Source organism: Roseomonas gilardii, assembly GCF_001941945.1.
Taxonomy (GTDB): Bacteria; Pseudomonadota; Alphaproteobacteria; order Acetobacterales; family Acetobacteraceae; genus Roseomonas.
In genome coordinates, this window is sequence record NZ_CP015583.1 from 2,378,718 (window position 1) to 2,405,682 (window position 26,965).

Genomic DNA, 26,965 nt, shown 5'->3' on the forward strand with positions numbered 1-26,965 from the left:
TCGGGCGGCCCAGACCAAGTGGCCGAGATCAGGCGGCCCGGTGCCGTGCCTCGCTCCGGTTCAGGCGCAGCAGACGGATCGCCGCGAGCAGGGCGAACAGCACCATGGTCAGCGCGAAGCCGACCACGCCCGGCCAGCCGGCCCGGCTCCAGAACCAGCCGCCCGCCGAGCCCACGACGCTGGACCCCAGGTAGTAGGAGAGCAGGTAGAGCGAGGCCGCGTGCCCCTTGGCGCCGCTGGCCATGCGGCCAACCCAGCCGCTGGCGACAGAATGGGTCATGAAGAAGCCGATGGTGACTGCCACGACACCGCCGAAGATGGCCGGCAGGGCCGTGGACAGCGTCAGCATCACCCCCGCCCCCATGGTCAGGACGCCCAGGATCAGCACCGGCCCGCGGCTCCAGCGATCGGCCAGATTCCCCGCCGCGCTCGACGCCACCGCCCCGAACAGGAAGACCACGAAGACCGCGCTGATCGCCCCCTGGCCGAGGCCATAGGGTGGCGCCGAGAGGCGGAAGGTCAGGTAGTTGAACATCGCGACATTCACGCCGAGCGCCAGGAAGCCCATCAGGAACAGCAGGGGCAGGCCCGGATGCCCGAGATGGCGCAGCCAGGCGTCACGGTGGTAGCGGAACCCCAGCCCGGCCCTGGGGGTGAAGTTGCGGGAGGCGGGAAGCAAGGCCAGGAAGCCCAGCGCCGCGAGAAAGTCCAGAAGCCCCAGGGTGCCCAGCGCCGTGCGCCAGGAGACCACCTCCGTCAGGGCGCCGATCCCCAGCCGCCCCATCATCGCCCCGAAGGCGGTGCCGCCCACATACAGGCCCATCGCCGAGCCCAGCGCCCGGGGATCGATCTCCTCCGCCAGATAGGCCATGGCCACCGCCGGCACGCCCCCCAGCACGAAGCCCTCCAGCGCCCGCAGCAGCAGCATGGCGTGCCAGCCCGGCACCAGCGCCGCCGCCACATGCAGGGCCGCCGCCCCCGCCATCGAGGCGAACATCAGCCCCCGCCGGCTCACGCGCTCGGAAAGGGCCGCGGCGAGCAGGATGGCCAGGGCCAGCGCGCCGGTGGAAAGCGACAGTGCCAGCGAGCTCTGTGACGGCGTGACGCCGAATTCCACCGCCAGATCCGGCAGCAGCGGCTGCACGGCATAGATCAGCGAGAAGGTGGAGAAGCCGGCCAGGAACAGGGCCAGGCTGATCCGGCGATAGGCCGGAGTGCCTCGTGTCACCCAGCGCGCCACCTCCCTCGCCTCGCCCGCCGCCGGAGCGGCGACCGAGGCTGCGTTGAAAGACGGTGCGGTGAGGCTGCTCATCTGGCGCTCCTGTGCGGCGGCGCAACATGATGGGAATCCGCTTCATGCACCGCAGCAATTTGCGTCAAACAGCTATAGCATTCTGCAATAACTCAAGCGGAGCTTATCATATATATGATAGCTTAGGCGGCCACACCCATCCCGCTCAGCGGGAAACGGGCGCGGCGCGCGACGCGGTCATCAGCAACGCGACGCCGCCGGGCTGGGGCGGGGCGGCGGTCAGTGCCAGCAACAGGCCACCATTCACGTCCACCGGCTTTCGCCCGAGGCGGATGAACACGCGCCGTCCGCGCCGTTGCCCCAGCGTCACTTCCTCATCCTGGTCCTTCCGGGCCTCGATCCCGGCGGCACCCGCGCCATCCGGCCGGGACCGGGCCAGCAGCGTGTCGCTGAAAAGCTTCGCCGCCAGCTCCGGCTCCGCGGTCGGCGCCATGACCTGGCAGAGGACATCCCCGGACGCCCGGGTGATCACGGCCAGGGGCAGCTTCGGCTCCGTGCTCAGCCAGACATGGCCCGGCTTGCCCATCGCGAGTTGCTGCGCAGCCTGCGGCGCGGCGGGGCTGAAGGGATGCAGCCGGAGCCAGGCATCCATGGCAGCCTGATCGCCGAACTTGGTCACGCAGACCTCGGCGAAGGCGGTCATGGCCGCCTGGGTCACATCGGCGGGCCGGGCTTCCTGTGAATGTCCGGACGATGGCTGGCAACAGACCGCACCCACCGCGGCGAGAATAACCGCACGCAACGAAATTCGCACCCGCTTCTCCGACAGACGACACGATCCCGAATCGGGAACTTCAACCGCAGGGTGCATCATCCGCCTGGAAGCGTGAATCCGCCCCTACCGCGGCGCCAGTTCCTTCAGGCTTTCGCGGATCAGCTCGCTCAGCCCCGCCCCGTCGCCCAGCCGCTCGCGCACCCGGTTCACCGCCGCCGCCGCCTCGGCCCGCTTCCAGCCCAGGTTCAGCAGCGCGGAGACCGTCTCTTCCGCCGCCCCCGCCGGCACCGGCGGCGGGATCGTCACGCTGAAGCTCCCGGTCGGCATCGCCCCCACCCGGTCGCGCAACTCCGCCACCAGCCGCGCCGCCAGCTTCGGTCCCACACCCGGCGCGCGGCCCAGCGCGCCCCGGTCCCCCGCCATCAGTGCGGCGGCGAGGTCCGCCGGGCTCAGCGTGGAGAGCAGCGCCAGCGCCACTTTCGGCCCCACGCCCTGGATCGCGGTCAGCAGCCGGTACCAGTCCCGCTCCGCCGCATCGGCGAAGCCATAAAGGGTGATCGCGTCCTCGCGCACCACCGTCTCGATCCAGAGCGTGCCCTGGGCCGGCGGCGGCGGCAGCGCGGCCACGGCTCGGGAGGAAGCGGCGACGACATAGCCCACCCCGTTCACGTCCAGGATGCAGCCGCCCTCATGCACCGAATCCAGCACGCCGCGCAGCTTGCCGATCATCTCGCCCGTCCTATCGCGGCTGGCTGACGGCGAGGTTCGCCATCCGCGCCAGCGCCATGCGGCTGCCCCGGTGATGCGCGTGGCAGATCGCGACCGCCAGCGCATCCGCCGCATCCGCGCGCCGGATCACCGCGCCGGGCAGCAGCCGCCGCACCATGTCCGTCACCTGCACCTTGTCGGCATGGCCCGTGCCGACCACGGCGCGCTTGACCTCCATGGCCTGGTACTCGGCCACCTCGATCCCCGCGAGCGAGGGTGCCAGCAGCACCACGCCGCGCGCCTGGCCCAGCTTCAGCGCGGCGCCGGGGTTCTTGTTGACATAGGTGTGCTCCACCGCCGCCTCGTCGGCCTGGTGCAGGTCCAGGATCGCGCGCAGGGCGCGATAGATCTGCGACAGCCGCTCCGCGAGCGGCAGGTCGGCGGTGGTGCTGATCACCCCATCCGCCAGATGCCGCAGGCGGGAGCCGCTGCTCTCGATCAGCCCCCAGCCCGTGTGCTGCAGCCCGGGGTCCAGCCCCAGGATGCGGATGCTGCCCGACATGCCATTCCCCATTGGCCATCCCCCCTTCCGGCCAATCCCGGCCGGGACCGCCGGCGGACTTCCCCCGAAGCCCGCCACCCGGCCCTCAGGCCGAGAGCTTGTCGGCGATCTCGTCCGAGACCTCGAAATTGGCATAGACGTTCTGCACGTCGTCGTGGTCGTCCAGCACCTCGACGAGCTTGAGCACGGACTGCGCCTGCTCCTCGTTCAGGTCCACGGACACGTTCGGCCACCATTCGAGCTTCGCGCTTTCCGCCGCGCCGAACGTCTCCTCCAGCGCGTCGCGCACCGCGGTGAAGTCCTCGACCGAGGTGGTGACCTCGTGGATGCCGTCATAGCTCTCCACGTCGCTGGCGCCCGCCTCGATCGCCGCCTCCATCATCGCCTCCTCGGAGGCCACGCCCTCCTTGTAGGTGATGACGCCGCCGCGCTCGAACTGGAAGCTCACCGAGCCCGTCTCGCCCATCGCCCCGCCGAACTTGGAGAAGGCGGAACGGAGGTCGGAGGCGGTGCGGTTGCGGTTGTCGGTCAGCGCCTCGACGATGATGGCCACGCCCGCCGGGCCATAGCCCTCGTAGCGGACCTCGTCGTAGTTGTCCGTGTCCGTCCCGGCGGCGACGCGCTTGATGGCGCGGTCCACCGTGTCGCGCGGCATGTTCGCCGTCAGCGCGGCCTTCACCGCGGCGCGCAGGCGCGGGTTGTGCGCCGGGTCGGGCATCCCCGCCTTGGCGGAGACGGTGATCTCCCTGATCAGCTTGCCGAAGGCCTGGGCCTTCTTGGCGCTCTGCCCCGCCTTGCGGTGCATGATGTTCTTGGCGTGCGAATGGCCGGCCATGGTCGTCTGTGCCCGTAACGTCAGGAATAGGAAGGGTTTGGCGGCACCTATAGCCCCGCGCGCGGCGGACGGCCAGCTTGACGCCCGGCGCGCCCCCTAGCCTGCCCCTTCTGGCCTGCCCCTTCTGGCCTGCCCCTTCTGGCCTGCCCCCAGCCTCAGTAGAGATGCTTCTCCAGATCCGGCGAGCGCGCATCCACCTCGGCGGCCTCGACCATCCCGCCGGTATGGGCGGCGATCATCTGCCCCGGCGTCGGCGTCCCGGCCGGGCGTGCGTCGCAGGGCCACAGCTTCGCCCGCGCCACCGCCCGGCGGCACTGCATGAAGACCTCCCGCACCTCGATCAGCATCACCGTGGCGGGCTCGCGCCCCTCCATGGCCAGCCGCGCCCGCAGCGCCGGATCGGTGGTCAGCCGCGCCAGTCCGGCGACGCGCAGGGTCTCGCCCGATCCGGGCACCAGGAAGAGCAGCGCCACGCGCGGATCGTCCAGCACGTCACGCAGCGCGTCGATCCGGTTGTTGCCGCGCCGGTCCGGCAGCGCCAGGGTCCGCTCGTCCAGCACCGCCACGAAGCCCGGTGCGTCGCCGCGCGGCGTGCCATGCGCGCCGCGGTTCCCCACGGTGGAGAGCACGCAGAAGGGGCTGTGGGCGATGAAGGCGGCAGCGGTGGCATCCACCACGGGGCTGACCTTGCGCAGCACCACCGGCCCCGGCGGGGCGTAGTACTCAGCCAGTTGTTCCGGCGTGGTGATGGCGTAGGGGTCGGGCGGCAGGCTGTCCATGACGGGTATCCTGGCACGGGATCGGCACGGCTGCGAGCGGTTCTCAGACCAGCCGGCGCCGCGAGGAACCGGCGGCCCGCCGGCCGTACCCTGGCGGCTCAGAACCCCGGCTTCACCGCCGCCAGCCGTCCGCCGACCCGCAGCGGGCCGATCCGCTTGGCCAGCCCCGTGGCATCGTCCGTCTCCACCAGCGCGCCGCAGAGCGTGGCCTCGCCCTCGGCCGGGGAAAGCCGCTCCCCGGGCACGCGGCGCCAGAAGCGCAGGGCCGAGGCGCCCTTGCTCATGCCGATCACGCTGTCGTAGTCGCCGCACATCCCCGCATCGGTCATGTAGGCGGTGCCACCCTCCAGCACCTGATGATCCGCCGTCGGCACATGCGTGTGCGTGCCGATCACCAGCGAGGCGCGCCCGTCGAAGGAATGCCCGAAGGCCAGCTTCTCGCTCGTCGCCTCGGCATGGATGTCCACCACCGCCGCCTGGATCGTACCGGGCGTGCCCGCCGGCCCGCCCAGGATGTGCTTCGCCAGTTCCGCCTGCACGCCGCGGAAGGGGTCGTCCAGCGGCTCCATGAACAGCCGGCCCATGACATTGACCACCAGCGCCCGCCGCCCGCCGGAGACCTCGACCACCGTGGCGCCCCGTCCCGGCGTGCCGGGCGGGAAGTTGATCGGGCGGATGATGCGCGGCTCCCCTTCCATGAAGGGGATGATCTCCTTGCGGTCCCAGGCATGGTTGCCCAGCGTCAGCACATCGGCCCCGGCCTCCAGGAAGGCCCGCGCCATGTCGGGGGCGAGGCCGAAGCCGTGGCTGGCATTCTCCGCATTGACCACGACGAGGTCGGGGGCGAGTTCACGCCGCAGCGCAGGCAGGCGGGACACCAGGGCATCACGGCCGCTGCGCCCCACCACATCGCCCAGGAACAGTATTCTCAAGCCTTCTCCTCGGAACCCTCTTCGCGGGGCGGCGGTTCGCAATGGATCACGCCACGCTCCGTCGCCACGGCCCGCAGCGGCCGGTCGCCCGGTCCGGTCGGGACGCGTGGCACCTCCTGCCCGGCATAGGCGAAGCCGAGCGCCACGGCGCCCGGCAGCGATTCCAGCGTGCGGTCATAATAACCCGCGCCATAGCCCAGCCGATGCCCGCGCCGGTCGAAGGCCAGCAGCGGCACCAGCAGCCAGTCGGGGCGCAGTTCCGGCGCCTCGGGCGGCGGCTCCGAGAGGCCGAAGCGGGCGGACGTCAGGGGCTCGCCCGGCCGCCATTGCCGGAAGCGCAGGGGCTGGCCGCGCCGCGTCGTCACCGGCAGGGCGACGGCATGACCGCGCGCCGACAGCGCCTCCAGCAGCGGCCTCGGGTCCAGCTCGTCCCCCAGGGGCCAATAGCCGGACACCACCGCGCCCGGCGGCGGCGGGGACTCTTCCAGGATCACCCGCGCCATGGCGCGGGCGGCATCCGGCATGGCGATGCCCGCGCGATGCGCCAGCATCTCCCGTCGCAGCCGCGCCTTGGCGGCGGCGAGGTCGTCGGTGTCGGGAACGAAGTGCGGAGCCACCATGACCGCTGGCGATTCATCCTCCCAAGGCCTGCTGAAGCAGGTGGGCACCAGATACCCGGACCAGGGTCCGGACAGAGCCAGTTCCCGGAGGATGCACATTGGCCCCGGGGATGAGATACCTGGCGCGAAAGGCAGCCCCGCCCGACCTAGTTAAGGGCGCTCGAGCCCCGCCGCAATGCCCTCGATCCTCTCGGCGACGCGGACCAGCCGTTCGGCCATCGCGGGGTTGTCCAGGGTGGGCTGGCCCGCCCGGGCCTGGGACAGCTCGACCTTCAGGTCATGCACCTCGTCGGCCAGCAGCAGGGCGGCCAGCAGCAGCAGCCGGTTCTCGCCGAAGGAGCCGCCCATGGCGCGCACGGAATGGACGCGGCGGTCCACCTCCGCCGCCAGGGCGACGAGATGCGCCTCCTGCCCGTCCTCGCAGGAAACGGGGTGGCTGTAGCCGCCGACGCGAACCGTGACCTGACCCAAGCCCTAGACCTCCTGCCTGTTCTGCGGCTCCGTCCGGTGCCGCGGGGCGTCCTCCGGCTCCGGCCCGGGCGCACCGCCGGCCTGCCCGGCCTCCTCGGCGCCGTCTTCCTCCCCGGCCGCGTCGAGGGACAGGTCCTCGGCTTCCGGCTCGGACTCCATCTCCCCCTCGGACTCCTCCCGGGCCAGCGCCAGGCGCAGCCGGGCCAGGGTCGAGTCCAGGCGCCGGCCCAGCTCCGCCACCTCTTCCGCCGAGATGGACGAGCGGGGGCGCGAGGCCGCGGCAGCCAGGCGCTCCACCGCCGCTTCCAGCCGCGCCGCGGCTTCGCCCAAACGATCCGCCATCAAGCAAGAACCCCGAACGCGTGATATCCTGGGGCATTAGGCATGGCATGGCGCGAGGGTCAACGCCACGCTGGCCGGGCGGGCGGCAAATCCGGCGGCGGACGGAGGGCGGGCCATGGGCCGGACGCGGACCGCACCGATCCCGGCGGTGGGCCGGAGGGAGCGCCAAGGGGAAAGGAAGACGCGGAGACCATGGATGAGGCGTTCGCACCGTGGCGGCACGCGGCCCCGGAAGCGCCTGGCCCGGCCACGGCCGGCCTTTCCTGGATGCCGGCCGTCACGGTGCACGGGCTGCAGGAGGCCGAGGCCGTGCTGCGCGTCGCGGCCGAGGGATGCGGCGAAGGGCGGGGCGCGGTGCTGCTTTCCGCCCCCGGCGCCGCCATCTGGCCCGGGCCCGCGGGCTTCGCCGCCGTGATCCGCCTCGCGCGGGCACGCCATCCCACCCTGCCCTGCCGCGCCCTGCTGGACTGCGGCACCATGCCGGGGCTGGCGCTGCGGGCGCTGCGGGAGGGCTGGCGCGAGCTGATCCTGGCGGAAACCTGCCCCGCCTTCGCCCAGGTGTCGGGCGCGGCCCGCATGGCGGGCGCGGTCCTGCACGGGCGGGCGCCCAGGGCGCTGTCGCTGGACGGCATCGACCTGCGCCGCCCCGGCGGGATGGCCATCCTGCGCCGCTGGCTCACGGTTTCGCCAACCGGTGGCGAGATGACAGGAGAGGCCGGGCGCGGCTAGACAGGCGGCGCCTTCCAGGAATCACCGACCCGTTCCCGACATTGCGACGCGCCATGGCGCCCCGGGACAATCCACGGGAACATCCACCGGCAGCCCCGAGGGGGCTGGAAGAAGGAAAGGGAAACGCGATGCAGCTCACCCCTCAGGTCCGGGACATCCTCTCCTGGTACGAGAGCGACAACCCCGGCACCAAGACCAACATCGCCCGCATCCTGAACACCGGGAAACTGGCCGGCACCGGCAAGATGGTGATCCTGCCGGTGGACCAGGGCTTCGAGCACGGCCCGGCCCGCTCCTTCGCCCCCAACCCGGCGGCCTATGACCCGCGCTACCACTTCGAGCTGGCGATCGAGGCCGGGCTGAACGCCTATGCCGCCCCGCTCGGCATGATCGAGGCCGGCGCCGCCAGCTTCGCCGGCACCGTGCCTACCATCCTGAAGGTCAATTCCTCCAACTCCCTCTCCACCACCAAGGACCAGGCGGTGACGGGCACGGTAGCGGATGCGCTCCGCCTCGGCTGCTCGGCCATCGGCTTCACCATCTATCCGGGCTCGGAATACCAGTTCGAGATGATGGAGGAGCTCCGCGAGCTGGCCGAGGAAGCCAAGGCCGCCGGCCTCGCCGTGGTGGTCTGGTCCTATCCGCGCGGCCCGATGCTGGACAAGGTCGGCGAGACCGCACTCGACATCTGCGCCTATGCCGCGCACATGGCCGCGCTCACCGGCGCCCACATCATCAAGGTCAAGCCGCCCACCGAGGCGATCTCGCTGGATGCCGCGAAGAAGACCTACGAGAAGTATCCGGTCCCCGACATCGCCACCCTGGCCGGGCGCATCCGGCACGTGGTGCAGGCCTGCTTCGGCGGCCGCCGCCTCGTGGTCTTCTCGGGCGGCGAGGCCGGCACTCATGACGCGATGGTGGAGATGGCCAGGGGCATCCATGCCGGCGGCGGCAACGGCTCGATCGTGGGCCGCAACAGCTTCCAGCGCTCCAAGCCCGAGGCGCTGAAGCTACTCTCCGCCATCATCGACGTGTACAAGTCGCCGCTCTGATGGCCGGTTCCGCGAAGCAGGCGTCCGGGGAAGCCCCCGGCTGCCGACTCTACCTGGTGACCCCGCCGGCGCTGGAACCGGCCCGCTTCGCGGAGGAGCTCGCCCGGGCGCTGGATGCCGGCGACGTCGCCTGCGTCCAGCTCCGGCTCAAGGACGCGGAGGACGACGCCATCCGCCGCGCCATCGACGCGCTGCGCCCGGTGGCGCAGGCGCGCGACGTCGCCTTCCTGTTGAACGACCGTGCCGACCTCGCCGCCCAGACCGGCTGCGACGGCGCCCATCTGGGGCAGGAGGACGGCGACCACGCCGCCGCGCGGGCGCTGCTGGGGGATGGCATCCTCGGCATCACCTGCCACGACTCCCGCCACCTCGCCATGCAGGCAGGGGAGGCCGGCGCCGACTACGTGGCCTTCGGCGCCTTCTTCCCCACCACCACCAAGGAGACCGTCCACAAGGCGGAACCCGAGCTGCTTTCCTGGTGGGCCGATGTGATGGAGATCCCCACCGTCGCCATCGGCGGCATCACCGCCGCGAACTGCGCCCCGCTGGTGCGGGCCGGGGCGGATTTCCTCGCCGTCGTGGGGGCGGTGTGGCACCACCCCGAGGGACCCGCCGCCGGTGTCCGCGCCATGAACGCGGCGATCGCCGCCGCCTGAGCCGGCCGGCACGGGCCCGGCAGGGTCCACGACGCCGAAGCCCCGCAACGAAGGAACCGCCGCGTGGACATCGCCCTGGGACTTTTCCTGACCTTCCTGCTGGTCGTCGCCAGCGTGGTCATCTCCCTGGCGGAAATCTCCTTCGCCGCCGCGCGCGAGACGCGCCTGCGCGTCCTGGCGCAGGAAGGCGACCTGCGCGCCAGCCGCTTCCTGGCGCTGCGGCGCGACACGGCCAGCGTCGTCACCGCCATCCAGATCTGCCTGAACGCCGTCGGCGTGCTCGGCGGCGTGGTCGGCGAGGGCCTGCTCTCCCCGCCCTTCTCCGCGGCGCTGATGGAGGCGGGCCTGAGCCCCGCCACCGCCGCCACCGCCGGCTCCATCCTCTCCTTCCTGCTGGTCACGATGCTCTTCGTGCTGCTGGCGGACCTGGTGCCCAAGCGCATCGCCATGCAGGCGCCGGAGAAGGTGGCCCTCTCGGTCGGCTGGTTCCCCGCGCTGGCGGTCCAGGTGCTGCGCCCGCTGGTCTTCGTCTTCAGCCGGCTGGCGGACGCCGTCCTGCGGATGCTGGGCATGCCCACCACCTCGGTGGCGGAGCTGGTCACCGCCGAGGAGCTCCGCGCCACCCTGGCCGCCGGCGTGACCTCCGGCGCGCTGGAGGCGGGCGAGCACCGGCTGATCGAGAACGTCCTGGCCCTGCGCGAGCGCACCGCCGCCTCCGCCATGACCGCGCGGGACGAGATCATCTACCTGGACATCAAGGAATCCCCCGAGGTCTGGCAGGAGAAGGTCCGCCGCCACCCCTATTCCCGCTACCCGGTCTGCGACGGCAGCCTGGACCGCGTGCTCGGCCTCACCCGCGCGGAGGACGTGCTGGCCGCCGTGCTGAACGAAGGCCCGGGCGGCATCGACCCGGCCCGCCTGCGCCGCGACGCCCCCGTGGTGCCGGACACGCTGGATCTCTGGGAGGTGCTGTCGCAGTTCGAGGCGCAGAAGGCCGGCTTCGCCGTGGTGGTCAGCGAATACGCCATGGTGGTCGGCGTCATCACCTACAAGGACGTGCTGGCGGTGCTGGTCGGCGGCCTCGCCGATCCCTTCGAGGAAAGCGTCATCGTCCAGCGCGACGAGAACTCCTGGCTGGTGGACGGCATCGCCCCCATGGCCGATGTGGTGCAGACCCTGGGCATCCCGATCTCGCCTGATTCCGGCCCCTACGAGACCGCCGGCGGCTTTGTCATGCACCACCTCCGCCGCGTGCCGCGCAAGGCCGACAAGATGGAGATCGCCGGCTTCACCTTCGAGGTCGTCGATGTCGAGGGCTTCCGCGTGAACCAGCTCCTCGTCACCCGCCGCGCCTTGCCGCGGGAGCCCGCCTGACAGCTCATGCCGGAGCCATGACAATGAGCTGTTTCCGCCTCTGCCTCTTCGGAGATAGTTTCGCCAACGGCACAGGTGACGATACGATGATGGGCTGGGCCGGCCGTGTCTGCGCCTCCGCGCGGCGGCGTGGCCATGACGTCACGCTTTACAATCTCGGCATCCGTCGTGACACCAGCAGCGATGTCTTCGCCCGTTGGCAGGAAGAAGCGACCCGGCGCCTGCCGCCGCAGCATGAGGGGCGCCTGATCTTCGCTTTTGGTGCCAATGACTGCGTCATCGAGAATGGCGGGCCACGCGTACCGCTGTCGCGTAGCCTGGAGAATGCCCACGCCATCCTCACCACGGCCCGCCAATCTCATCCCGTGCTGATGCTCGGCCCTGTTCCGGTCAGCGATCCCGTGGCGGATATTGGTATCGAAGCTCTCACCTTGGAGCTGGCTAAACTCTGCGCCAGCCTAGCTATTCCATTTCTGCCACTGCGCCCGGTGATAAGGGCCTGTCCTTCCTGGATCGCGGAAGTCGAGGCCGGCGACGGCGCACATCCCAATGCCGGGGGCTATGCTGCCATCGCCGAGGCTGTCGAAAGTTGGGAGGCTTGGCGCGCCTGGGTGCCGTGAGCCAGGGCGCCCCCTAGCCGTAGGGCCACCGCCCCAGCCACCGCGTCAGCGCGATCTCCTCCACTCCCGCCGCCAGCATGGCCAGCCGGTCGAAGCCCAGCGCGATCCCGCTTCCCCCTGGCATGCCGTGTTCCAGCGCGCGGAGGAAATCCTCGTCCACCTCCCAGCCTTCCTCGCCATAAAGGCGCTGCCGCTCGGCCACGTCGCGCTCGAAGCGGTTCCGCTGTTCCACCGCGTCGGTCAGCTCGTCGAAGGCATTGGCCAGCTCGATCCCCGCCACGAAAAGCTCGAAGCGCAGCGCCGCCCGGGGGTCCGCCGGGTCGCGCCGGGCCAGCGCCGCCTGGGGGGCCGGCCAGTGGGTCAGGAAGCTCGCACTTCCCCGCCCGAGATTCGGCTCCACATGGTCCAGCATCAGGCGGAAGAACAGCTCCTCCCAGCCCTCGCCTTCCGGCGCCTCCAGCCCCGCCGCCCGCGCCGCCGCGCGCAGCGCCGCACCATCCCCCTCCCCGTCCGCCCCGACCGTGGCCAGGATGTCCAGCCCGCCGCACCAGCGGCGGAAGGCCTCCGCCACGGGGATGCGCTCGAAGGGCAGGCCGAGATCCGTCTCCACCCCGTGCTGGGCCACGCGGGGCGGCAGCACGGCGCGCAACAGCGCCTCCGCCTCGTCCATCATCCCGTCCAGCGACAGGCCCGGCGCGTACCATTCCAGCATGGTGAATTCCGGTGCGTGGCGGGGCGAGACCTCGCCGTTCCGCCAGACCCGCGCCAGTTCGAAGACCGGCCCCACCCCCGCCACCAGCAGCCGCTTGAGCGCCAGTTCCGGCGAGGTCCGCAGCCAGAGGTCCCGTGCCTCGCCCGGCCCCAGATGAGGGCGGAAGCGGGAGCGGAAGCCCTGCAGGTGCACCTCCATGCCCGGCACCGGTACCAGCGCGGGGGTCTCCACCTCCGTATAGCCCCGGCCGGTGAAGAAGGCCCTGGTTTCCGCCAGGAGCAGGGCACGGCGGCGCAGCGCCGGCAGGCGGGCCGCGAGGCGTTCGGGAAGCCAGTCCGGCCGGGAAAGAGGGGATGGGGAAGACGGCATTTCAGCCGGCTTATAGCGCTTCCGCCGCCGCCTGGCGTCGGTGGAAAGCCGGTGACGGTCCCGCGTATTGTGGCGTCACAGGAAACGAACGCGGCATCAACCGAAGCGCCTCATCTTCCGGAATGCGGATCTGCCATGCATCTGGCGCGGAAAGCAGCGGTTTACCGCGCACAGCTTTCCCGGCCGACTGGCGCCACAGGCGACGGATCAGGGAATTGTCCGTCCGAAGGCGACAAACAATCCGGAACATCGCTGTTTTTCCAGTTATGTTAGCATCCTATCTAACGACCATGAGAACGGGACGATGAAGCCCCGCTCAAAAGGATCGGAAAACACCATGCGCACCCTCTCGAAGATCGGCCTCGCCGCCCTGATGGCCACCACCCTGATGGCTGCCCCCGTGGTGAGCCACGCGGCGGAAGGCGGCGGCTACAGCCACTACACCGTCGGCTCCACGCCCCGTGATACCAGCGGCGCCGGCTCCTCCGCCACCCGCGGCACGCCCAGCTTCGACATGGCCATGAGCTACGCCACCCCGGGCAGCGTCGTGCGGAACAACAGCAACGCGGGCTCCTCGGCCGTGTCCGGCACCCCGCTCGGCAACATGCCGGCCAGCCACTTCACCGCCGGCTCCACCCCGCTGGACGTCAGCAACAACAACTGACCTTCCGGCCGGCCCCCGGCTGGATCACGAAACAGGGGCGCCCCATCCGGGGCGCCCCTGTTTCGTCATGGCCCCCTTCGTCACGCCCCCCGCCGGATGGCAGCCGCCCCGCGGGCGCGGCCCAGTCCCCCGGCCCTGTCGCTTCCACCGCCCCCCATCCTGGTCTAGCTGCTGGCCGCCATGCCCGATGGCCTTTCCCACCCCGCCATGCCGAGCCCTGCCCGCACCCTCCGCAGCCCGGAGGCCCTGGCGGAAGCCGGCCTCGTGCCCGCGGCGGCCCTGCCCGGCCTGCGCGCGGTGTCGGAGCGCTATGCCATCTCCGTCACGCCCGCCGTGGCGGCGCTGATCGACCGCACCGACCCCGCCGACCCCATCGCGGCGCAGTACATCCCCCGGGCGGCGGAACTCCTCGTCTCCGCGCAGGAGCTGGAGGACCCCACCGCCGACCACCCGCATTCCCCGGTGAAGGGTGTGGTCCACCGCTATCCCGACCGTGCCCTGCTGAAGCCGCTCCTGGCCTGCCCGGTCTATTGCCGCTTCTGCTTCCGGCGGGAACAGGTCGGCCCCGATGGCGGCCTGCTCTCGGAGGCGGAGCTCGACGCCGCGCTGGACTACTTCGCCCGCACGCCGCAACTGCGCGAGGCGATCCTGACCGGCGGCGACCCGCTGATGCTCTCGCCCCGCCGCCTGGGCACGATCGTCGCCCGCCTCTCCGCCATCCCGCATATCGAGATCATCCGCATCCATTCCCGGGTGCCGGTGGCCGACCCCGCCCGCGTCACCCCCGCGCTGGCCGAGGCGCTGAATACGGAGAAGGCCCTCTTCCTCTGCGTGCACGCCAATCATGCGCGCGAATTCTCCCCCCCGGCCCGTTCCGCCCTGCGCCTCCTGGCGCGGGGCGGGGTGGCCCTGCTCGGCCAGTCGGTGCTGCTGCGCGGGGTGAACGACAGAGAGGCCGCGCTGGAGGACCTCTTCCGCGCCATGCTCGCCAGCCGGATCAAGCCCTACTACCTGCACCAGCTCGACCGCGCCCCCGGCACCGCCCGCTTCGAGGTGCCGGTTGCCGAGGGCCGCCGACTGCTTCGCGCCCTGCGCGGCCGCCTCACCGGGCTGGCCTGGCCGGTCTATGCGCTCGACACGCCGGGCGGCGGCGGCAAGGCACCCATCGGCCCGGAATTCGCCACGCCGGAGGGCGCGGACTGGGTGGTGGAACGGCCGCTGGACGGCGCCCCCTACCGCCATGCCGCGGCGGAACCGTCGCCGGAGCATTCCCTGCGAGACACCCCGCAGGGCTGAGCCGGGCACCGGCCTCCGGCGCGGTCATGGCCTCCCCGCCCCCGCGCGCGGGCCATACTCACGTCCCGGGCTCACGTCCTGGGCTCACGTCCCGGCCGCCCCGCCGTTTCCGGCCCGGAGGCGACGCAGCAGCGCTTCCGCCGCGTCCGGGTGCCGCAGCCGGTGCCTTTCCAGATGCGCCAGCGCCGGGTCCGCCAACAGCGCCGCATAGGTCCGCTGCTGCTCCGGATAGCTGCGCCACGCCCAGCGGACCGGGTGATCCGCATCCAGCCACTGCCGGAACGCTTCCCGGTTCCCGGTGCCCGGCCAGATCTCCCGCCGCGCGACCGCCCGCCACAGGGAGCGCCAGAGGACCCGCCGCATGACCAGGGAGCGCGGATAGTCGAGCCAGATCGCATGCGTCGCGCGCGCCAGGACGAGGTCGCGCACCCGGCCGTAATTGCCGTCGCTGACCCACCCCTCCCCCGCCACGGCCCGCGCCACGCGCCGCCGGAACTCCGGCAGGTCATGCGTGTTCAGGTCGTGCCAGCCCGCCTGCCAGTTGATCGCGTCCAGATCGACATGCGGCACGCCCAGCGCGGCGGCGAGGCGCCGCGCCAGGGTGGACTTGCCCGATCCCGATACGCCGAAGACGGCGATGCGCACCCTTGCCTCCTCCCGCTTCACGGCCCGGCCCTCCTGCCCGCGCCCCGGCCTCCCGCTCCGCTCCGCGCCGGTCCCGGTTGCCCGAAAGCGCCCGGAGGTCTAAACGCCGCCCTTCAGCGCGGGCGCCCGCCGCCCGCCCGCTCCTTTCCAAAAGACCGAGGACGAGCCGCCCCCATGGCGAAGCAGCAGGCCAACCAGATGCGCCCTGGCCAGGTGATCGAATTCGAGGGCCGCCGCTGGTCCGTGCTCAAGATCAACATCATGACCCCCGGCAAGGGCGCGGCCGTGATCCAGGTCGAGATGCGCGACGTGAAGTCCGGCACCAAGAAGGACCAGCGCTGGCGCACCCAGGACACGGTCGAGCGCCTGACCACCGAGGACAAGGAGTACACCTACTCCTACGCCGATGGTGAGACCCTGATCCTCATGGACCCGGAAACCTTCGAGCAGCACAGCGTGCCCAAGGAGATCCTGGGCGACCGCCTGCCCTTCCTGGTCGAGAACATGACCGTCAACGTCCGCCTGATCGAGGGCGACCCGGTCTCCATGGACCTGCCGGACACGGTGGTGCTGGAGGTGACCGAGGCCGATCCGGTGATCAAGAACCAGACCGCGACCTCCTCCTACAAGCCCGCCATGCTCGCCAACGGCGTGAAGACCCAGGTGCCCCCCTTCATCGCCACCGGCGAGAAGATCGTGGTCCGCACCGAGGACGCCTCCTACGTGGAGCGCGCCAAGGGCTGAGGCCGCGCCGGGCCCCCGTGCCCGGCCCCTCCCCGCCGTCCGGGCGGGGATTCTTCCGAACGCGGCGGCGCCCTTTCCCGGGCGCCCCGATCCGGGCAGGCTGCGGCCTGCCCATTTCCGTCATTTCCGCCCGGCGCGCTTCCGACCGGGCCGCGCCCCCGGACCTGGCCCATCCGGCCCCGGGGGCAGCCGGCCGGCCCCACGCCCCGGGCGCAGCGAGGATCCACGCGATGCGCCCGAGCCCCCGACTCTCCCCCGCGCTCAATGTCGTCATCCAGGCCGCGCAGAAGGCCGGCAAGCGCCTGCTGCGCGATTTCGGCGAGGTCGAGAACCTCCAGGTCAGCGTGAAGGGCCCCGGCGACTTCGTGTCCCAGGCCGATCTGCGCGCCGAGGAAAGCCTGCGCGCCGACCTCACCAAGGCCCGCCCCGGCTTCGCCCTCCTGATGGAGGAAAGCGGCGAGAGCGGCGACAAGGACTGGGAGTGGCGCTGGGTGGTGGACCCGCTGGACGGCACCAGCAACTTCCTGCACGGCATCCCGCAGTGGTGCGTCTCCGTCGGCATCGAGAAGCGCACCGGCGAGAACAGCTCCGAGCTCATGGCCGGCGTCATCTACAACCCGGCGATGGACGAGCTGTTCTGGGCCGAGAAGGGCATGGGCGCCTTCCTGAACGACCGCCGCCTCCGCGTCTCCGGCCGCCGCAACATGCAGGAAGCCCTCTTCGCCACCGGCATCCCCTTCGCCAACGTGCCGAAGCGCGCCGAATTCTCCGCCACCCTCGCCCGGCTGATGCCGCAGGTGGCCGGCGTGCGCCGATTCGGCGCCGCGGCGCTGGACCTCGCCTGGGTGGCGGCCGGCCGCTACGAGGGGTTCTGGGAACTCGGGCTGAAGCCCTGGGACTGTGCCGCCGGCATCGTCCTGGTCAAGGAAGCCGGGGGCTATGTCACCGATCCGGACGGCAACGACCCCTGGCCGCACGGCAACATCGTCGCCGGCAACCCGAACCTGCACGGCCCGCTGCGCGAGGCGGTGGCCGAGGGGATCGCCCGGGTCGCGGCCAGCCGCAGCACGGCGGGCTGAGCCGGGGGCCCTCCCCCGCGCCATCCCCCCGACCGCATCCCCCCCGGACGGGCCGCAACCGCGGCCCGTCCCGCTGCTCCTCCACCACCCTCCCACGACCGGCACGGAGCGCCGCACCGGCGCTCCGGCGGTCACATGGGCCCGGCAAAGCGCGACAGGGGGCTGTTCCGGCCCCCGCCGATCTGCTCTAGCCTGCGCGGCCGATGCCTTCGGTTCCAAACTTTCTCCGGCCCGCCGCGATCCTGGCCTGCCTGCTCGGCCTCATCCCCGGGGCCGGCTGGGCGCAGTCCGACCTGCCCTTGCCACCACCGCCCCCTCCGGCCCCGCCGCCGCCGGTGCAGCTGGCCCCCACCCCGATGCCGCGCGCGCCCGCCCCGCCCGCCACCGCCTCCTATGCCGACATCCCGCTGGCCGACGGCATCGCCACGCTCCCTGAGGGGCTCTGGCGCATCCAGGGCACCGTCACGCCGGCCCAGCAGGCCGCCCTGCAACGGCTCGCCGCGGCCATGGCGGAACGCAGCCGGGGCCGTGTCACCGTGCTGGCCCGCGTCTCCGGCCCGGCGGACGACCTGTCCACCGCCCGGCGCGACAGCCTGGCCCGGGCGCAGGACATCAAGCGCATCCTCGAATCCGGCGGCCTGCCCGGCACGCGCATCGACCTGCGCCCGCTCGGCCTGACCATCGAGGCGACCGACAGCATCGACCTGATCCCGCCCGCCCCGCCCCGCCCCGCCGCGGCCTCCACCGCCCCTTCGCCCGCCCCGCCACCGGCGGCCACGCCCGCCCCACGCAGAGGATGAACATCCCATGACCCGCCCCACCCGCTACCTGCTGCGGATGGTGGTCTTCCTGGCCGTGGTGCTGGCCATCGCGGCCCTGCTCTCGGCGCAGCTCCTGGTGGCCTTCATGGCCAACCCGGTGCTGAACGGGGTGATCCTCGGCGTGCTGCTGCTGGGCATCGTCTGGACCTTCCGCCAGGTGCTCACCATCCGGCGGGAGGCCGACTGGCTGGAGGAGTTCCGCAGCCAGGGCCCCGGCCAGACGGCGCAGCCCGCCCCCAGCCTGCTCGCCCCCATGGCCTCCATGCTGGGCAGCCGGCGCGGCGAGAGCTTCTCCCTCTCGGGCCCGGCGATGCGCTCGGTGCTCGACGGCATCGCCGCGCGGCTGGACGAGAGCCGCGAGCTTTCCCGCTACATGACCGGACTGCTGATCTTCCTCGGCCTGCTCGGCACCTTCTGGGGCCTGATCCAGACCATCGGCGCGGTGGGCGAGGTCATCAACGGCATGTCGGTCGGCTCCGGCGACCTGAACACGCTGTTCAACCAGCTCAAATCCGGCCTCGCCCAGCCGCTCGGCGGCATGTCGATCGCCTTCTCCTCCTCGATGCTGGGCCTCGGCGGCTCGCTGGTGCTGGGCTTCCTCGATCTCACCGCCGGACAGGCGCAGAACCGCTTCTATAACGAGCTGGAGGAATGGCTCGCCTCCGCCACCCGCCTCTCCTCCGGCGTGCTCGGCGCGGAGGGCGAGGGCGGCTCCGTGCCCGCCTATGTCCAGGCCCTGCTGGAACAGACCGCCGAGAACCTCGAAGGCCTCCAGCGCATCATGGCGCGCGGCGAGGAACGCTCCGCCCATGCCGGACAGGCGCTGAACACGCTCACCGAACGCCTCTCCGTGCTGACCGACCAGATGCGCGCCAGCCAGGTGCTGATGCAGCGCATGGCCGAGGGGCAGGTGGCGCTGAACCCGGTCCTCCAGCGGCTGGGCGAGGCGCAGGGGCATGGCGAGGCCTCCTATGCCCATCTGCGCAACATCGAGCTCTACCTCGCCCGCCTCGTCGAGGAGGTGAGCCAGGGCCGCGCGCAGTCCACCCAGGAGATCCGCAGCGAGATCAAGCTGCTCGCCCGCACCATCGCCGCCCTGGCGGAATCGCCCTGATGGCGGCCCCGATGGCGGCCATGCAGGCGGGGCGCTGAGCCATGGCGCGCGGCATCCGGCGCTCACAGCGCGAGGGGCTCAACGCCTGGCCCGGCTACGTGGACGCGCTGTCCACCCTGCTGATGGTCATCATCTTCGTGCTGCTGGTCTTCGTGCTGGCGCAGGGCTTCCTGTCCGTCACGCTCAGCTCCCGCGACCGGGCGCTGGACCGGCTGAACCGGCAGGTGGCGGAGCTGGCCGACCTGCTCTCGCTGGAACGCTCCCAGACGGACGAGCTTCGCGCCAGCCTCGGCCGCGCCCAGGACGAGGCGCGCCGCGCCGCCACCGCCCGCGACGCGGCGCAGGGCGAGCTGACCGGGCTGCGCACGGAACGCGACCAGCTCCATGACGAGCGCGACACCCTGCGCGACGCCCGCGACCAGCTCGCCGCCCGCCTCTCCGATGCCGAATTGGCCGCGCGCGGCACGGGTGAACGCATCGCCTCGCTGGAATCGCGACTGACCGAGGCGCTGGGCCGGGCCGAGGCGGTGGGCGGCCAGACCGCCGAGGCGGTGCGCCAGCGCGCCGAGGCCGCCCGCGCCCTCGGCGCCGCCCAGGCCGGACGGCAGCAGGCGGAACAGTCGCTGACAGAGGCCCAGGCCCGGCTTGCCGCCCTCCAGGTCCAGGCCGCGACGCTCGCCGACCAGGTGCGCGCCCTGACCGCGCTGCGCGACCAGTTGGAGAAGCAGGCGCAGGACGCCCAGGCGAAGCTCGGCGAGGAACAGCGCGCCCATGGCGAGGCGGTGCGCCTGTCCGAAAGCGCCCAGGCCCAGGCCGCCCTGCTGGCCCGGCAGATCGACGATCTGAAGGCGCAGCTTCAGCGCCTTTCCGCCGCGCTGGACGTGCAGCAGAAGGCCGGGCAGGAAAAGGACGCGCAGATCGCCGATCTCGGCACCCGCCTGAACGCCGCCCTCGCCGCCAAGGTCGAGGAACTCCAGCGCTACCGCAGCGACTTCTTCGGCCGGCTGCGCGAGGTGCTGGGCGACCGGCCGGATGTCCGCATCGTCGGCGACCGTTTCGTCTTCCAGTCCGAGGTGCTCTTCCCCGTGGGCGGCGCCGACCTCTCCGACAGCGGCAAGGCGCAGATCCGCCAGATCGCCGGGGTGCTCAAGGACATCTCCGGCCGCATCCCGCCCGACACGCCCTGGATCCTGCGCGTGGACGGCCATGCCGACCGCACGCCCTTCCGCGGCGGCGGCCGCTTCGCCTCGAACTGGGAACTCAGCGCCGCCCGCGCCATCGCCGTGGCGCAGCTCCTGATCGGCGAGGGCCTGCCGGCCAGCCGCGTGGCCGCCGCGGCCTTCGGCGACAACCAGCCGATCGACCAGGGCGACAGCCCCGAGGCGTTGGCCAGGAACCGGCGCATCGAGTTGCGCCTCACCGACCGCTGACCCACGCCCCGGCCTCCACGGCCGGGGCGAAGCCTCAGATGATCTTCGCCTCGAAGGGCGGCAGCAGGTCCGGCGCCTCGAATTCCAGCACCCAGAGGTCGGGGTCGCGCTTCACCTGCCGGGCGACATAGGCATCGGCGGCCTCCTGGTTCACCGCCGCCGCGCCGGTGCCGCGCATCCAGGCCTGCCTTCCCTCCGCGTCCCGCACCTGGGACAGCACCACCATCCCCTCCCGCCCATGCAGGACGCAGAGGATGCCGCCGCTGTCGGGGTCCCCCTTCCGCAGCACCATGCCGGGGCGTCCGGCCTGATCCCCGAGGCGAAGGGCCATCGAGGCCCAGATGCCGGCTTTCACACGCGCTTCCATGCCCCAGCAGGTGCCGCCGCCACGGCTTCGGCGCAAGCCCCGCCAGAGCCTCTTGCCGCCGCCGCGCCGTCGCGCGAAACACCCGCCGCCGACAGGGCATATGGGATCGGGGAAAAGATGGCTGCACCGGAGCGCCGTTTGACAGAGGGCCAGCGCGCCTATGAGGCCAAGCGCGCGGCCAAGGCGGGCATGAGCCTGGAGAAGTGGCTGGCTTCCCGCGAGCGGGAACGCGAGGCGGCGAAGCCGGCCGCGCCCGTGGCCGTCAAGCCGCAAGGCAAGGCCCGCGCCTTCTTCAGCAAGTTGATGGAGAAGGCCAACAAGCCGATCGGCTGAACGCGCGCACCGGCCCGGCCGGAGGCCGCGCGATGATCGCCGCCCATGCCGACTGGTCGGTGAACCCGGCCAAGCGCTGGTTCACCCTTGCCCGGCGTGCCGGGTTGGGCGGCTGGCACGCCACCGCCCCGCGCCCGGTCGGCGATCCCGCCGCCTGGGCCGCCGCCCTGCTGGCGGAAGGGCAGGCCGTGGCATTGGGCCTCGACCTGCCGCTCGGCCTGCCCCGCGCCTATGCCCGCCAGCGCCCCGAACCGGACTTCCCCGCCTTCCTGCACGGCCTCGCGGGGCAAACGGGCTTCTGGCGCGTCGCGGAGAGCCTGGCCGGGGTCTCGGCCGAGAGCCCCTTCTACCCGGCGCGTGGCCTGCGCGGCATGACCCGTCTGGAACACGCCCAGGCGCTCGGCATGGACGGCGCCTCAGGACTGTGCCGGCTCTGCGACCTCGCCACGGCGGAACGCCCCGCCGGCGCCCCGCTCTTCTGGACGCTGGGGGCGAACCAGACCGGCAAGGCGGCGATCTCCGCCTGGAGGGACTGGCTGGTCCCGGCCCTCACCGCCAGCGCGCCCTACCGCCTCTGGCCCTTCGAGGGCGGGCTGCACGCTCTCCTGGCCCCGGGCCGGGCCGTGCTGGCCGAGGTCTATCCGGCCGAATGCCTGCGCCATCTCGGCCTGCGCCTGTCCGGCAGCAAGCGCGACCGCGCCGTGCGCCTGCGGGCGCTGCCGGAACTGCGCGAGGCCATGGCCCGGCTGGGCGTCCAGCCGGATGCGTCCCTGGCGGCGGCTATGGCGGACGGCTTCGGCACCGATGCCGCCGGGGAGGACCGCTTCGACAGCCTGCTCGGCCTGCTGGGCCTCGTCGGCGTGCTGGACGGCGCGCGGCCGGACTTCGTGCCGGACGACCCCTGGGTGCGGCGGTGGGAAGGCTGGGTGCTGGGGCAGACCAGCCTCCCAGCCCTGTTCTATCCCTCGGGTACGTAGAGCCCCGCCCCCTCGGCGACGCTCTTCGCCAGCGCCACGACCAGATCGAGGGTCGGCGTCTCCACCCCCGCCATCCGCGCCAGGCGCAGCGGCGCCAGCATGATCGCCTCCACCTCCATCTGCCGTCCAAGTTCCAGGTCCTGCAGGATCGAGGGCTTGTGCGCGCTGCGCCCGACGCCCGACAGCTTCCCGACCGGGTCCTCGTCGAGCGTGATGCCGAGCCCGGCGGCGATGGCCTGCGCCTCGCGGATCATCCGCTCCGCCGCCGCGGAGACCACGGGGTCGGCATAGGTCTCCCGCAAGTTCCGTCGCGTCAGGATGCAGAGCGGCCCATAGGAGATGTTGCCCATCAGCTTGGCCCAGATCTCCTTGCGGATCTCCGTGGTCACGGGCACCTCGCTGAGCCCGCCGGCCCGCAGCACCCCGGCCAGCGCCTCGGCGCGCGGCGTCACCCGCCCGTCCGGCTCGCCCAGGATCAGGCGGCTGCCCTTGCCCTCCACCGACACCACCCCGGGCTCGACCACGGTGCAGGAGGAATAGACCACCCCGCCCACCGTGCGCGCGATGCCCACGGCCTCCCGCAGCACGCCGCCCGGGTCGAGCTCCGGCATGCTCCGCCCCACCAGCACCCCGCCGGCCCCGTCCGCATACCACCAGGGGATGCCGTTCATCGCGAAGACCACCGCGGTCTCCGGCCCGAGCAGCGGCCCGATCGCCCGGGCCACCTGCGGCAGGGCCGGCGCCTTGGTCGTGACGACCACCGCATCCTGCGGCCCTAGCTCCGCCGGGTCCTCTGCCGCGGCGATGCGCGCATGGTGCTCGCCGTCATAGGCCCGCACGGTCAGCCCGCGCGCGCGGATGGCGGCAAGCTGCGCGCCCCGCGCGACCACGGAAACCTCCGCCCCGCCCTTCGCCAGCCGCATCGCCAGATGGCCACCGATCGCCCCGGCGCCGAAGACGCAGACTTTCATGCCGACCTCATTCTCCTGTCAGGCCCGTCACGCTCAGGACAGCAATTCGAGCGCCGCGCGGGACAGCGCCTGCACGCCCAGCGCGATGCAGCGCTCATCGGGCTGGTAGAAGGCGTTGTGCAGCCGGTCGTCCCGCCCCGGCGCGCCGGAGCCGATCAGCATCTGGAAGGCGGGCATCCGCTCGGAGAAGGCGGAGAAATCCTCCGACCCCATGCTCGGCTCCCCCGCCTCCGGCTCGACGCCGAGCTGCGCCCGGATCGCCGCCACCGAGGGATCGAGCACCCGGTCGTCGTTCACCAGCGGCGGCACGCGGCGGGCATAGTTCAGCTCGCAGGTCACGCGCATCCCGACCTCCAGCCCGGCCACCAGCCGGCGGATAGCGGCCTCGGCGGTGTCGCGCGCCTCCGGGTGCAGCGTCCGCACCGTGCCCTTCAGGGCCACGCGCTCGGGGATGATGTTGTAGGTCGTGCCGCCCTGGAACATGCCCACCGTCACCACGGCGGGATGCAGCGGCCGCACCTCGCGGCTCACCACCGTCTGCACCTGCGACACGAATTGCGCCGCCGCCACGATCGGGTCCACCGCCGCATAGGGGTGCGCCGCATGGCCCGACTTCCCCCGGATGGTCAGGTCGAACAGGTCCGAGGCCGCCAGCCCGGTGCCGCGCACATAGCCGAAGCTGCCGACCGGCCTGTCCGGCACGTTGTGGAAGCCGAGCGCCATGTCCACGCCCTCCGCCGCCCCGTCGGCGATCATGGCGGCGGCACCCTCCAGGATCTCCTCCGCCGGCTGGAAGACCAGCGCGACGCGGCCCGCCAGCATCGGCGCGATCTCCCGCAGCACCTCCGCCACGCCGAGCAGCGTCACCGTGTGGATGTCATGCCCGCAGGCATGCATCTTCCCGGCAACAGTGCTGGCAAAATCCTGCCCCGTCTCCTCGTGGATCGGCAGCGCGTCCATGTCGGCGCGGATCGCCAGGGTCGGCCCCGGCCGGCCGCCCTCGATCACCCCCAGCACGCCGGTCCGCCCCACCCCGGTCCGGTGCGCGATGCCCAGGCGCTCCAGCTCCGCCGCCACGATCCCGGCGGTGCGCACCTCCTCGAAGCCCAGCTCCGGATGCGCGTGGATGTCGCGGCGCAGGCCGATCAGCCGCGTCTCGGCGGCTTCGGCGATCGCGGCGATTCGGCGGGTGGGGTCGTTGGGGCGCGGTTCCGTCATCGGAGCCTCCGGAGGGCGCGGGACGGCCCCGGCGGGCGGAGATCGCCCGGGGGCCGCGCGGAATGGAAAGCGGAAGGGCGGAAGCCCCTGCTGCGGGGCAGCATGAAAAAAGGTGGGCCATCCCACAAGGGCGGTCCCTTGCGACGAAGCGTTTCCCCGCATTACGCTTGGTCAACTTCAAAGTCATGGGAGGAAACGGGATGCCGCGTGCCAATGGCGCCGCCGGCCGGTGCGCAGAGCGCCGGATGCCGGGATGTCCGGCGCAACCCGCCCGCCAGTTCCTCCCCATGCCTTTGCTGGACACTGCCTCTCCCCCGTCCGGGGTGGCTGAGGATGAGGCCATGCCCGGCCCGAACCGGCCGCGTAGCGCGATTCGGAGACAAGACGCGTGAAGATCAACACGAAGGACCTGATCTCGGGGGGGCTGCTGGTACTGCTGGCCCTGGTCGGGCTCTGGCTGAACACGGAGCACACGCTGGGCGATGCCCGGCGGATGGGGCCGGGCTACATGCCCATGCTGGTGTTCGTGCTGCTGCTGGTGCTGGGGGCGCTGGTCGTCCTGGTGAGCCTGCGCAGCGGCCCGGACGCGCTGGAGCGCTGGACGAACACGGACCTGACGACGGTGCTGCTGGGCACCGCGGCGGGGCTGGTGGTCTGGCAGGTGCTGGAACGCATGGGGGTCGGCGAGGGCAACTGGCGCCAGATCGGCTTCGCCTTCGTGGTCGGGCTGGGCATCATGGCCGCCTCGCCGGGCTGGCGCCCGCTGGCGCTGGTCAGCGTCTCCATGGCGGTCTTCGCCCTGGCGCTGGAGCCGCTCGGGCTGGTGGTCGCGCTGGTGCTCAGCCTGACCGTCAGTGCCTTCGCCGACAGCAGCCACACGGCGCGGGGCGTGCTCGGCATGCTGGTGGCGCTGATCGTGATGGCCTGGGTCATCTTCATCTGGCAGCTCGACATCCGGGTGCCGGTTTGGCCGACGGCCTTCTGAGAGCACACGCACCATGGACCTCATCGCCAACCTCGCGCACGGCTTCGGCGTCGCGCTCTCCTTCGACAACCTGCTCTTCGCGCTGCTCGGCGCCCTGATCGGCACCGCCATCGGCGTGCTGCCGGGCATCGGCCCGGTGGCCACCATCTCCCTGCTGCTGCCCATCACCTTCGGCCAGCCCGCCACCACCGCCATCATCATGCTGGCCGGCATCTACTACGGCGCCCAGTATGGCGGCTCGACCACGGCCATCCTGCTCAACCTGCCCGGTGAGGTCTCCTCGGTCGTCACGACGCTCGAGGGCTACAAGATGGCCCGCAACGGCCGGGCGGGGGCGGCGCTGACCATCGCGGCGCTGGGCTCCTTCTTCGCCGGCACCGTGGCCACCCTGGTGGTGGCGGCCTCCGGCCCGCTGCTCACCCAGGTGGCGCTCTCCTTCGGCCCGGCGGACTACTTCTCGCTCATGCTGCTCGGCCTGATCATCTCGGCCGTGCTCGCCCAGGGCTCGGTGCTCAAGTCCATCGCCATGGTGGTGCTGGGCGTGGCCCTCGGCCTGGTCGGCACCGACGTGCAGACCGGCCAGCAGCGCTTCACCTTCGGCATCCCCGAGCTTTCCGACGGCCTGGGCTTCGCCTCCATCGCCATGGGCATGTTCGGCATCTCCGAGATCATCCTGAACCTGGAGCGCCCCGAGGCGCGCGAGGTGCTCAAGACCAAGATCGGCAGCCTGTGGCTGACCAAGGAGGAATTCCGCCGCGCCACCCCCTCGGTGCTGCGCGGCACGGTGCTGGGCTCGGTGCTGGGCATCCTGCCCGGCGGCGGCGCCGCACTCTCAGCCTTCGGCTCCTACATGCTGGAGCGCAAGGTCTCCAAGTACCGCCACGAGTTCGGCAACGGCGCCATCGAGGGCGTGGCCGGGCCGGAATCCGCCAACAACGCCGCCGCCCAGACCTCCTTCATCCCCCTGCTCACCCTGGGCATCCCCGCCAACGCGGTGATGGCGCTGATGGTCGGCGCCCTGATCATCCAGGGCATCCAGCCCGGCCCGCGCATGGTGGAGGCCCAGCCCGACCTGTTCTGGGGCCTGATCTGCTCCATGTGGATCGGCAACCTGATGCTGCTGGTCATCAACCTGCCGCTGATCGGCATGTGGGTGAAGCTGCTCAGCGTGCCCTACAAGTACATGTACCCCGCCATCCTGATGTTCTGCGTGATCGGCGTGTACTCGCTCAACAACAGCGTCTTCGACGTCTACCAGACGCTCGCCTTCGGCATCCTGGGCTACGTCTTCACCAAGCTGAACCTTTCCGCCGCCCCGCTGCTGATCGGCTTCGTGCTCGGCCCGATGATGGAGGAACACCTCCGCCGCGCCATGCTCCTTTCCCGCGGCGACGCCTATGTCTTCATCGACTTCGCCAACCGCCCCATCAGCGCCTCCCTCCTGGTCATCTGCGCCATCGTCCTCGGCTCCATGATGCTTCCGGCTCTGCGCAAGAAAAAAGATGAGGCCATCGCGGAATGATCTTGTAAAAG

General features: G+C 71.9%; 31 protein-coding genes and 1 other RNA gene. 16 read left to right on the forward strand and 16 right to left on the reverse strand.

Annotated features, from left to right (window positions below; genetic code table 11):
* Window positions 1-28: 28 nt before the first annotated feature.
* The 11 genes from RGI145_RS10865 to RGI145_RS10915 form a co-directional block, all read right to left on the reverse strand.
* Window positions 29-1,312: an MFS transporter gene (locus RGI145_RS10865; RefSeq protein ID WP_075798343.1), complete on the reverse strand. Its 1,284-nt coding sequence runs from the start codon at window positions 1,310-1,312 to the stop codon at window positions 29-31.
* A gap of 145 nt (window positions 1,313-1,457) precedes the next feature.
* Window positions 1,458-1,970 carry an NMCC_0638 family (lipo)protein gene (locus tag RGI145_RS10870; RefSeq protein WP_075798344.1) on the reverse strand — a complete coding sequence of 171 codons (513 nt, stop codon included), beginning with the start codon at window positions 1,968-1,970 and terminating at the stop codon, window positions 1,458-1,460.
* Window positions 1,971-2,150: 180 nt separating this feature from the next.
* Window positions 2,151-2,756 (reverse strand): Holliday junction branch migration protein RuvA, encoded by a 606-nt coding sequence (ruvA, locus tag RGI145_RS10875; RefSeq protein ID WP_027280335.1) that lies wholly within the window; start codon window positions 2,754-2,756, stop codon window positions 2,151-2,153.
* Between the two features lie 10 nt (window positions 2,757-2,766).
* Window positions 2,767-3,297, reverse strand: coding sequence for a crossover junction endodeoxyribonuclease RuvC (gene ruvC / locus RGI145_RS10880; protein WP_075799993.1), 531 nt, complete (start codon window positions 3,295-3,297; stop codon window positions 2,767-2,769).
* A gap of 85 nt (window positions 3,298-3,382) precedes the next feature.
* Window positions 3,383-4,132: a YebC/PmpR family DNA-binding transcriptional regulator gene (locus RGI145_RS10885; protein ID WP_075798345.1), complete on the reverse strand. Its 750-nt coding sequence runs from the start codon at window positions 4,130-4,132 to the stop codon at window positions 3,383-3,385.
* A 155-nt stretch (window positions 4,133-4,287) separates the two neighbouring features.
* Complete coding sequence (locus RGI145_RS10890; RefSeq protein ID WP_075798346.1) at window positions 4,288-4,911, reverse strand: MSMEG_1061 family FMN-dependent PPOX-type flavoprotein; 624 nt, start codon at window positions 4,909-4,911, stop codon at window positions 4,288-4,290.
* A 98-nt stretch (window positions 4,912-5,009) separates the two neighbouring features.
* Window positions 5,010-5,843 carry a TIGR00282 family metallophosphoesterase gene (locus tag RGI145_RS10895; protein ID WP_075798347.1) on the reverse strand — a complete coding sequence of 278 codons (834 nt, stop codon included), beginning with the start codon at window positions 5,841-5,843 and terminating at the stop codon, window positions 5,010-5,012.
* Entirely contained in the window at window positions 5,840-6,463 is a 624-nt protein-coding gene (locus RGI145_RS10900) for a 5-formyltetrahydrofolate cyclo-ligase (RefSeq protein WP_075798348.1), read from the reverse strand. Before RGI145_RS10900 ends, RGI145_RS10895 begins: the two co-directional genes overlap by 4 nt.
* Window positions 6,450-6,604, reverse strand: a non-coding RNA gene (gene ssrS, locus RGI145_RS10905) — 6S RNA. The genes RGI145_RS10900 and ssrS overlap by 14 nt, the downstream gene beginning before the upstream one ends.
* 9 nt (window positions 6,605-6,613) lie before the next feature.
* A complete protein-coding gene (locus RGI145_RS10910; RefSeq protein ID WP_027280341.1) occupies window positions 6,614-6,934 on the reverse strand; it encodes a cell division protein ZapA in 321 nt (106 codons plus the stop codon).
* Window positions 6,935-6,937: 3 nt separating this feature from the next.
* Window positions 6,938-7,276: a hypothetical protein gene (locus RGI145_RS10915; RefSeq protein ID WP_075798349.1), complete on the reverse strand. Its 339-nt coding sequence runs from the start codon at window positions 7,274-7,276 to the stop codon at window positions 6,938-6,940.
* Window positions 7,277-7,468: 192 nt separating this feature from the next.
* Here RGI145_RS10915 and RGI145_RS10920 point away from each other — a divergent pair, with 192 nt between their 5' ends.
* From RGI145_RS10920 to RGI145_RS10940, 5 genes are all read left to right on the forward strand, one after another.
* A complete protein-coding gene (locus RGI145_RS10920) occupies window positions 7,469-8,005 on the forward strand; it encodes a hypothetical protein (protein WP_075798350.1) in 537 nt (178 codons plus the stop codon).
* Between the two features lie 128 nt (window positions 8,006-8,133).
* Window positions 8,134-9,057: a class I fructose-bisphosphate aldolase gene (locus RGI145_RS10925; protein ID WP_075798351.1), complete on the forward strand. Its 924-nt coding sequence runs from the start codon at window positions 8,134-8,136 to the stop codon at window positions 9,055-9,057.
* On the forward strand, window positions 9,057-9,713 hold the full coding sequence (gene thiE, locus RGI145_RS10930; protein WP_075798352.1) for a thiamine phosphate synthase: 657 nt from the start codon (window positions 9,057-9,059) through the stop codon (window positions 9,711-9,713). The genes RGI145_RS10925 and thiE overlap by 1 nt, the downstream gene beginning before the upstream one ends.
* A 63-nt stretch (window positions 9,714-9,776) precedes the next feature.
* Window positions 9,777-11,087: a hemolysin family protein gene (locus RGI145_RS10935; RefSeq protein ID WP_075798353.1), complete on the forward strand. Its 1,311-nt coding sequence runs from the start codon at window positions 9,777-9,779 to the stop codon at window positions 11,085-11,087.
* 23 nt (window positions 11,088-11,110) lie between these two features.
* Window positions 11,111-11,707 (forward strand): GDSL-type esterase/lipase family protein, encoded by a 597-nt coding sequence (locus tag RGI145_RS10940; RefSeq protein WP_075798354.1) that lies wholly within the window; start codon window positions 11,111-11,113, stop codon window positions 11,705-11,707.
* A 13-nt stretch (window positions 11,708-11,720) separates the two neighbouring features.
* Here RGI145_RS10940 and epmA read toward each other — a convergent pair whose 3' ends face one another.
* Window positions 11,721-12,788 (reverse strand): EF-P lysine aminoacylase EpmA, encoded by a 1,068-nt coding sequence (gene epmA / locus RGI145_RS10945; RefSeq protein ID WP_075798355.1) that lies wholly within the window; start codon window positions 12,786-12,788, stop codon window positions 11,721-11,723.
* A 337-nt stretch (window positions 12,789-13,125) separates the two neighbouring features.
* Between epmA and RGI145_RS10950 the strand changes: the two genes are divergently transcribed.
* Both RGI145_RS10950 and RGI145_RS10955 read left to right on the forward strand, forming a co-directional pair.
* On the forward strand, window positions 13,126-13,452 hold the full coding sequence (locus RGI145_RS10950; RefSeq protein WP_075798356.1) for a hypothetical protein: 327 nt from the start codon (window positions 13,126-13,128) through the stop codon (window positions 13,450-13,452).
* A 180-nt stretch (window positions 13,453-13,632) separates the two neighbouring features.
* Window positions 13,633-14,748 carry a lysine-2,3-aminomutase-like protein gene (locus tag RGI145_RS10955; protein ID WP_075798357.1) on the forward strand — a complete coding sequence of 372 codons (1,116 nt, stop codon included), beginning with the start codon at window positions 13,633-13,635 and terminating at the stop codon, window positions 14,746-14,748.
* An 84-nt stretch (window positions 14,749-14,832) separates the two neighbouring features.
* Here the strand turns inward: RGI145_RS10955 and RGI145_RS10960 are convergent, their stop codons facing one another.
* Entirely contained in the window at window positions 14,833-15,414 is a 582-nt protein-coding gene (locus RGI145_RS10960; protein WP_237183045.1) for an AAA family ATPase, read from the reverse strand.
* A gap of 153 nt (window positions 15,415-15,567) precedes the next feature.
* Between RGI145_RS10960 and efp the strand changes: the two genes are divergently transcribed.
* The 5 genes from efp (at window position 15,568) to RGI145_RS10985 (ending at window position 20,581) form a co-directional block, all read left to right on the forward strand.
* Window positions 15,568-16,137, forward strand: coding sequence for an elongation factor P (efp, locus tag RGI145_RS10965; RefSeq protein WP_075798358.1), 570 nt, complete (start codon window positions 15,568-15,570; stop codon window positions 16,135-16,137).
* Window positions 16,138-16,367: 230 nt separating this feature from the next.
* Complete coding sequence (locus tag RGI145_RS10970) at window positions 16,368-17,216, forward strand: inositol monophosphatase family protein (RefSeq protein WP_027280349.1); 849 nt, start codon at window positions 16,368-16,370, stop codon at window positions 17,214-17,216.
* Window positions 17,217-17,419: 203 nt separating this feature from the next.
* Entirely contained in the window at window positions 17,420-18,016 is a 597-nt protein-coding gene (locus RGI145_RS10975) for a hypothetical protein (protein ID WP_075798359.1), read from the forward strand.
* A gap of 7 nt (window positions 18,017-18,023) precedes the next feature.
* Window positions 18,024-19,151, forward strand: a complete 1,128-nt coding sequence (locus RGI145_RS10980; protein ID WP_075798360.1) for a flagellar motor protein MotA — start codon at window positions 18,024-18,026, stop codon at window positions 19,149-19,151.
* A 41-nt stretch (window positions 19,152-19,192) separates the two neighbouring features.
* Entirely contained in the window at window positions 19,193-20,581 is a 1,389-nt protein-coding gene (locus RGI145_RS10985; RefSeq protein ID WP_075798361.1) for a peptidoglycan -binding protein, read from the forward strand.
* Window positions 20,582-20,615: 34 nt separating this feature from the next.
* On the opposite strand, the gene RGI145_RS10990 is transcribed toward RGI145_RS10985, so the two are convergent.
* Window positions 20,616-20,948 (reverse strand): DUF1491 family protein, encoded by a 333-nt coding sequence (locus RGI145_RS10990; RefSeq protein ID WP_075799995.1) that lies wholly within the window; start codon window positions 20,946-20,948, stop codon window positions 20,616-20,618.
* 117 nt (window positions 20,949-21,065) lie between these two features.
* Between RGI145_RS10990 and RGI145_RS10995 the strand changes: the two genes are divergently transcribed.
* Both RGI145_RS10995 and RGI145_RS11000 read left to right on the forward strand, forming a co-directional pair.
* Window positions 21,066-21,281, forward strand: a complete 216-nt coding sequence (locus RGI145_RS10995; RefSeq protein WP_075798362.1) for a hypothetical protein — start codon at window positions 21,066-21,068, stop codon at window positions 21,279-21,281.
* Between the two features lie 32 nt (window positions 21,282-21,313).
* On the forward strand, window positions 21,314-22,258 hold the full coding sequence (locus tag RGI145_RS11000) for a DUF429 domain-containing protein (protein WP_075798363.1): 945 nt from the start codon (window positions 21,314-21,316) through the stop codon (window positions 22,256-22,258).
* Here RGI145_RS11000 and RGI145_RS11005 read toward each other — a convergent pair.
* Both RGI145_RS11005 and RGI145_RS11010 read right to left on the reverse strand, forming a co-directional pair.
* A complete protein-coding gene (locus RGI145_RS11005; RefSeq protein ID WP_075798364.1) occupies window positions 22,240-23,229 on the reverse strand; it encodes a ketopantoate reductase family protein in 990 nt (329 codons plus the stop codon). The genes RGI145_RS11000 and RGI145_RS11005 overlap by 19 nt on opposite strands.
* Before the next feature lie 33 nt (window positions 23,230-23,262).
* Window positions 23,263-24,447: a M20 metallopeptidase family protein gene (locus RGI145_RS11010; protein WP_075798365.1), complete on the reverse strand. Its 1,185-nt coding sequence runs from the start codon at window positions 24,445-24,447 to the stop codon at window positions 23,263-23,265.
* A 388-nt stretch (window positions 24,448-24,835) separates the two neighbouring features.
* Here RGI145_RS11010 and RGI145_RS11015 point away from each other — a divergent pair, with 388 nt between their 5' ends.
* Together RGI145_RS11015 and RGI145_RS11020 are read left to right on the forward strand one after the other, a co-directional pair.
* On the forward strand, window positions 24,836-25,432 hold the full coding sequence (locus RGI145_RS11015) for a tripartite tricarboxylate transporter TctB family protein (RefSeq protein ID WP_075798366.1): 597 nt from the start codon (window positions 24,836-24,838) through the stop codon (window positions 25,430-25,432).
* Window positions 25,433-25,445: 13 nt separating this feature from the next.
* A complete protein-coding gene (locus RGI145_RS11020) occupies window positions 25,446-26,954 on the forward strand; it encodes a tripartite tricarboxylate transporter permease (protein WP_075798367.1) in 1,509 nt (502 codons plus the stop codon).
* The last annotated feature ends 11 nt before the right edge of the window (window positions 26,955-26,965 follow it).